The organism is Clostridium vincentii (assembly GCF_002995745.1).
Lineage (GTDB): Bacteria > Bacillota > Clostridia > Clostridiales > Clostridiaceae > Clostridium > Clostridium vincentii.
In genome coordinates this window covers 38,308-45,373 of record NZ_PVXQ01000028.1, presented here as the reverse complement: position 1 = coordinate 45,373, position 7,066 = coordinate 38,308, and the positions used below count along the sequence as shown (strand labels likewise).

The window sequence follows — 7,066 nt, the reverse complement described above, 5'->3', positions numbered from 1 at the left end:
CTCAAGAAAAAACCCCCCCCCCCCCCCCCCATAATTACAAGGTATTTTCTTATTATCATAAAAAAATAAAATCCTTCTAGGTTAATATATATTCAACCGAGAAGGATTTTATTTTAAAATGACCAAAAATATTATATTTAAAACTTATTTCTTTTTATATAGTGAGTATGAAGAAGCTCATGACTTACATCTCCATTAGGTTTTCCCAGAAATTCTTTATAGATTTTATTTATATCTGGATTCTTATGTGACTTTCTTATAGGCATTTCTTTATCTTCTTCATAAATTGCGCTAGCTCTTTTAGCCTTCACATCTACATTTGCTAGATCATTAGCACTTAATATAGGCTGCCCTCCACCGGTTACACAACCACCTGGACACGCCATAACTTCAATAAAATCAATCTTCTGTTCTCCTTTTTTCACCATTTCAAGAAGAACCCTTGCATTACCAAGTCCATGAGCAACTGCCGCGGTAATTTTTTTACCATTTGGAAGCTCAATTTTAGCTATTTTTATGTCATCAGTTCCTCTAACCACTTCAAAATCAATATTGTCTAATTCCTTATCTCCGGTAATTTCAAAAATGGTTCTTAAAGCAGCTTCTGCCACCCCGCCTGTGGCACCAAATATTACAGCAGCACCTGTAGATTCTCCCATTGGATTGTCAAAGACATCATCCTCAAGACTTGCAAAATCTATCCCTGCTTCCTTAATCATTTGAGCTAACTCTCTGGTAGTCAAGACATAGTCAACATCCAGCAAGTTGTTATTAGAAAGTTCTTCTCTTTTATTCTCAAATTTCTTTGCTACACAAGGCATTATAGATATTACCACAATTTTTTGTGGATCTATTCCCATCTTTTTTGCAAAATAAGTTTTAATTAATGCTCCTGCCATCTCATGTGGAGATTTACAGGTAGATAAATTTTTAAGCATATCTGGGTAGAAATGTTCCACAAACTTAACCCAAGCTGGGCAACAAGATGTCATAAGAGGAAGATTTTCTCCACTTCCCAGTCTACTTAATAACTCTGTTCCCTCCTCCATTATAGTAAGATCTGCTGCAAAATCTGTATCAAACACCTTATAGAATCCAATATTTTTTAATGATGTAACCATCTTTCCTGTAACTCTTGTACCTATTGGCATATTAAATTCTTCTCCTAGGGCTACTCTTACTGCAGGAGCTGTCTGAACTATCACATACTTATCCTTATCAGCTAATACATTCCATACATCATCTACATTATTCTTTTCACTTAAAGCACCTACCGGACAAGCCATTATACATTGTCCGCAATTAACACATACAGTATCTCCCAGATCCTTATCATAAGGTGTTTCGACCATAGTGTTAAATCCTCTTTTAGCATAGCCTATAGCATTTACAGTTTGTATATTACTACAGGTACTTATACATCTGCCACAGAGTATACATTTTTCCATGTCCCTTACTATGGAACAAGACGAAAAATCCATTGCTTTCGAAATTTTTTCTCCTTCATACTTTATATCCCTAACATTAAGTTCTTTAGAATAAGTTTGAAGTTCACAATTCTGACTTCTACTGCAAATGGTACACTCTCGTTTATGATTTGACAGCAAAAGTTCTAATACCATCCGTCTTGCATCTCTTACTGCAGGAGTATTTGTCTTTACTTCCATACCTTCTTCTGCCTCAAGAGTGCAAGATGCAATAAGCTTTGCCTCTACTTCCACCACACATATCCTACAGGCTGAACACTTGTTAACATCCTTCAAATAACAAAGACTTGGTATTTTGATACCTATACTTCTGGCAGCTTCTAGCACAGTAGTTCCCTTGGCAACCTGTATCTCTTTTTTATCTATCTTAAAATTAATCATATCCATATTATTCACCTCTACACGATAAAATTATTTTTTCTCAATTGCCTTAAATGGACACTTATTTGCACAGGATCCGCACTTTATACATTTACTTTGATCTATAATATATGGTTGTCTAATCTCACCACTTATTGCATTAACAGGGCATTGTCTAGCACATAAACTGCAACCTCTACACTTATCAGGATTTATGCTGTATTCTACCAATGCACTACAAACTCCTGAAAGACACTTTTTATCAACAATATGTTCAATATATTCATCTCTAAAATACTTTAATGTAGATAATACTGGGTTTGGAGCTGTTTGCCCAAGTCCACAAAGAGCTGTAACCTTAATTTGCTTTGCTAGTTCTTCTAATTTTTCTAAATCCTTTACTGTTCCATTACCAGCAGTTATTTTTTCTAATATTTCAAGCATTCGTTTGGTACCTATCCTACAAGGTGTACACTTGCCACATGATTCATCCTTTACGAAATCAAGATAGAATCTTGCCATATCTACCATACAGTTATCTTCGTCTAGTACAATCATCCCACCAGATCCCATCATAGATCCTAGAGCTGTTAAATTGTCATAATCAATTGGAGTATCTAAATTTTCTGCAGTGATACAGCCTCCAGATGGTCCCCCAGTTTGAACTGCCTTAAATTCTTTTCCATTAGGTATACCCCCTCCTATATCATAGATAATTTCTCTGAGAGTAGTTCCCATTGGAACTTCTACCAGGCCAGTATTGGTAATTTTTCCACCTAGAGCAAAAACTTTTGTACCCTTACTTTTGACAGTACCAATGCTTGAGAACCACTCAGCACCTTTCAATATAATTTGAGGTATATTGGCATAGGTTTCAACATTGTTTATAACAGTTGGGTTATCCCATAATCCACTTACTACTGGAAATGGCGGCTTGGGATTTGGCATACCTCTTTTTCCCTCTATGGAGTTCATAAGAGCAGTCTCCTCTCCACAAACAAAAGCTCCAGCACCTAATCTTATTTCAACATTAAATTTAAATCCTAAGCCTAAAATATTTTCCCCTAAAAGACCATATTCTTTTGCTTGCTTTATAGTAAGCTTTAATCTTTCAACAGCTAAAGGATACTCAGCCCTTACATATATAAACCCTTGACTAGCTCCTATAGCATAACCTCCAATAATCATTGCCTCAAGAACTGAATGTGGGTCTCCTTCAAGAACTGAACGATCCATAAAAGCACCGGGATCTCCTTCATCTGCATTGCAAATTATATATTTCTGGTCCTTTACCTGTTTCCCTGCTAACTCCCACTTCATCCCAGTAGAAAATCCACCGCCACCTCTTCCTCTCAGACCAGATTTTTTGATTATTTCAATTACCTCTTGTGGAGTTAACTTAGTTAAAACCTTTTCAAGAGCCTTATATCCATCAACTGCAAGATATTCATCTATATCTTCTGGATCTATCACTCCACAATTTTTAAGGGCTATTCTTATCTGTTTCTTATAAAATTCTACATTATTTAAGGATCTTATATTATAATCATCAACAGATTCATAGTATGCCAATCTTTTTACCACTCTACCATTTACTAGATGCTCTTCAACAATTTCAGAGATATCCTTTACATCTACCTTGCTGTAAAATGTTCCTTCAGGATAAACAATTACTATAGGTCCAAGATCACAAAGTCCAAGACAACCTGTTCTTATTACCTCAATTTCATTATCTATTCTATGTCTCTTAAGCTCATTTTTTATGGTGTTTGCAATATCCATAGCCCCTTCCATAGCACACCCAGTACCTCCGCAAACTAACACCTGAGAACTAAATAAATTCATTGCAACCCCTCCTATTAGTTATTTAGTACTGTATAATCATTTAACACCTTACCATCTACCACATGCATAGTGTATTCATCCATTACATTGCCATCTTTTATATGTTCTCTAACCATTCTTCTAGACATGGTAGCAGTCATCTTCACATAAGTAACTTTCTCCTCACCAGGCATAATAACCTCTACTACAGGCTCCAACCTGCATATTCCAATACATCCAGTTTGAACTACCACTACATTATCATTTCCTAATTTTTTAAGTTCATCTAGTATAGCTGCCATTACTGATTTTGCTCCTGCTGCAATTCCACAAGTAGCCATTCCAACTACTATTCTAGGGTTTTTTCTATCTCTTCCTTGATTAACTCTATCCAAATTCTTATTTCTTATTTCATCTAATTCCTCTATAGTCTTCATTTATCTACCTCCACTTTTGTATACTCATCAAGAATTCTTCTAACATCATCAAGGGTTACCTTTGCATATATTTTGTCATCTACAGTCATTACAGGTGAAAGTCCACAAGCCCCCAGACATCTAGTAGCTTCCAGTGTAAATTTACCATCAAGCGAAGTTTTACCCACTTCTAAATTTAATTCCTGTTCCAATCTATTAAGTATAATTTGTCCACCTTTAACATAACACGCAGTACCAAGACACACTTTTATAATATGTTCTCCCTTTGGCTCAAGGGAAAATAGATGATAGAAAGATGCCACCCCATATATTTCTGTCATTGGAATATTTATTTTCTCAGAAACAACCTGAAGAATATCTTCTGGCAGATATCCGTATATCTTCTGCACAGAATGTAATATAGGAATTAAATTACCCTTTATAGATCTATACTCCTCTAGAATATCTTTTAATTTATCCATTCTTTCATCTGTATTACCACATTCAACACAAGTACATTTTTCATTATTTGACAATTCAATCCCTCCTACATTTTTATCATTATACTGATAAACAAAAAAACATTTATGTAATTTCCTATTATAATTAAGTTACTAAGCACAACATAACTAAGGACAATTTCATAAATGTTTAACAACTCAATTATAACAAAATCATCACCAATATACAATTCTTTCATTTGCTATTACCAACTGCCCTAGAGCAATACCCCCATCATTGCACGGTATTTCTCTATTAATATAAACAATAAAACCCCTTCTCTTTAATCTATTATATATCTCCTCAAGTAGAATTTTATTTTGAAATACTCCTCCACTAAGGGCAACCTTTTTTATTCCATAATCCTCTGATATCTTTACACACAAATCAACTGTAAATTTGATTATGGTATTATGAAAACTCATAGAAATAACGCACTTTGAGATTTTCTCTTTTAAATTCTTAATTATTCCAATAAGAATTTTATCTGTATTTATAATATACATTCCATTAATTACATCTATGTCAAAATCATAACTACCCCTATCCCCAAGTGAAGCTATATTTTCTAAGTAAATTGCTGCTTCTCCTTCAAATGTAACTTTTTTATTAAAACCTAAAAGATAGGCAACTGCATCAAAAAATCTTCCCATGCTTGATGTTTTAGGAGAATTTATCTCCTTTTCTATCATTTCAATATACATTTTTGTTTTCGATTTATCATCTGAATCCTGACTTGAATTAAGAATAAGACCTAGATTTTTAATTTTATCACGGTCTTTATAAACCTTATAAAGATAAGAAATAGCCATTCTCATAGGTTCTCTAGCAGCCATATCTCCTCCAGGCATATAGACTGAATTTAAGTGCCCAACTCTGTTGAAATCTCTGCAATTAGATATTAAAAATTCTCCTCCCCATATGGTTCCATCCCTTCCATATCCAGAGCCATCATAGGCAACTCCAATAACTTTATCCTTTTCTTTATTTTCAAAAAGAACACTAGCAATATGTGCATGATGATGATACACCCCTACCTTTTTTCCCTTTAGTTTATTTAAATAATCCTTAGAAAAAATATTTGGATGAAAATCATAAACTACTAGTTCTGGATTTATATTATAAATCCTTCTCAATGTCTCCATAGCCCTATCATATCTATTTAGAGTTTCCACATTATCTAAATTACCTATATATTCACTTAAAATCAGATTTCCATCCTTACAAAAACAAAAACTATTTTTCAAGTGAGAGCCAAGGCTTAAACTTTCCTTAAAATTTTCACATTTGAAATATGTTGGCGAATATCCTCTTCCTCTCCTAATAACTATTTCATTCCCTAAGATAACTCTACTTACAGAATCATCTACAGAAGTATATATGTCCCTATTATTCATAAGATGATAATCTACTATACTAACTAGCTTATCTACAACTTCTTTATTTTCATATATTATGGGCATACCATTAAGATTTGCACTTGTCATAATAAGTACATCTATATCATCTTCAAAAAGAAGGTAATGCAATGGAGTATAAGGTAACATCACCCCTAGAGTTAAGTTACCTGGAGCTATATTCTCAGGTAAAACATCTCCAATTTTATTAAGAATCACTATAGGTCTTTTATTGCTCAATAATACTTTTTCTTCTTCACTAGATAAAAGACAATATTTTTTTATAGTTTCAATATCCTTCATCATTAGAGCAAAAGGCTTTGTTTTTCTATGCTTTTTTTCTCTAAGAAGTCTAATTGCATCTTGGCTTTTCCCATTACAAACCAGATGAAATCCCCCTATCCCCTTAATTGATAATATTTTACCCTCTTTTATTAGTCTTATTGTTTCCTTTATAGGCTCCTGTGTATCTACTTTATTTCCTAGTTTATCAACTAGTTCTATCTCTGGTCCACAATCAGGACAAGAATTAGGCTGTGCATGAAATCTTCTACTTGATAGACTATTATATTCTTCATTGCAAAACCTGCAGATTTTAAAAGAACTCATAGTTGTAGCCCCTCTATCATAAGGAAGTGCTTTTATTATTGAGTATCGCGGACCACAATTTGTACAGTTCGTAAATGGATATTTATATCTATTATTATTTTCATCTTTAATATCTTCCTGGCATTTATTGCAAACCCCTAAATCTGGAGGTATAAATGTAATACCTTGATTTTCATGAATACTTTTCTCTATCTCAAAGGTTTTATAGTTTACTATCGGCCTATCCTGTTGGATTATTTCCTCAATTCTTAAAATCTCCGGTCCTCTTTTCTTCAAATCATCTATAAAAATATCTATGGACTTTTTCTCTCCTTCAGTATCAATAATTACACCAATACTGCTATTTTTTATATACCCCTTTAAATTATTTTCCAATGCTATTTTATACACAAAGGGTCGAAAACCAATGCCTTGTACCAAACCCTTTACTAATATATATTTTCTAATCATAGTATCTTCTAAAAAAATATCC

Annotated in this window: 5 protein-coding genes; all 5 read right to left on the bottom strand. The window is 33.5% G+C overall.

What is annotated here, in order from left to right; genetic code table 11:
• Positions 1-137: 137 nt before the first annotated feature.
• Complete coding sequence (locus tag CLVI_RS12160) at positions 138-1,874, bottom strand: NADH-dependent [FeFe] hydrogenase, group A6 (protein ID WP_106060397.1); 1,737 nt, start codon at positions 1,872-1,874, stop codon at positions 138-140.
• A 24-nt stretch (positions 1,875-1,898) separates the two neighbouring features.
• The gene (nuoF, locus tag CLVI_RS12155) at positions 1,899-3,692 is read right to left on the bottom strand and encodes an NADH-quinone oxidoreductase subunit NuoF (protein WP_106060396.1); all 1,794 of its coding nucleotides are present in this window, start codon (positions 3,690-3,692) and stop codon (positions 1,899-1,901) included.
• Positions 3,693-3,706: 14 nt separating this feature from the next.
• Positions 3,707-4,108, bottom strand: a complete 402-nt coding sequence (locus CLVI_RS12150; RefSeq protein WP_106060395.1) for a (2Fe-2S) ferredoxin domain-containing protein — start codon at positions 4,106-4,108, stop codon at positions 3,707-3,709.
• A complete protein-coding gene (gene nuoE, locus CLVI_RS12145; RefSeq protein WP_242980686.1) occupies positions 4,105-4,623 on the bottom strand; it encodes an NADH-quinone oxidoreductase subunit NuoE in 519 nt (172 codons plus the stop codon). The genes CLVI_RS12150 and nuoE overlap by 4 nt, the downstream gene beginning before the upstream one ends.
• A gap of 141 nt (positions 4,624-4,764) precedes the next feature.
• Positions 4,765-7,044 (bottom strand): carbamoyltransferase HypF, encoded by a 2,280-nt coding sequence (gene hypF / locus CLVI_RS12140; RefSeq protein ID WP_106060394.1) that lies wholly within the window; start codon positions 7,042-7,044, stop codon positions 4,765-4,767.
• Positions 7,045-7,066 lie beyond the last annotated feature (22 nt).

Coding starts and splice junctions, on each gene's coding strand:
- nuoF (WP_106060396.1), bottom strand. CDS start 3,692: ATGAATTTATTTAGTTCTCAGGTGTTAGTTTGCGGAGGTACTGGGTGT.
- hypF (WP_106060394.1), bottom strand. CDS start 7,044: ATGATTAGAAAATATATATTAGTAAAGGGTTTGGTACAAGGCATTGGT.
- CLVI_RS12150 (WP_106060395.1), bottom strand. CDS start 4,108: ATGAAGACTATAGAGGAATTAGATGAAATAAGAAATAAGAATTTGGAT.
- CLVI_RS12160 (WP_106060397.1), bottom strand. CDS start 1,874: ATGGATATGATTAATTTTAAGATAGATAAAAAAGAGATACAGGTTGCC.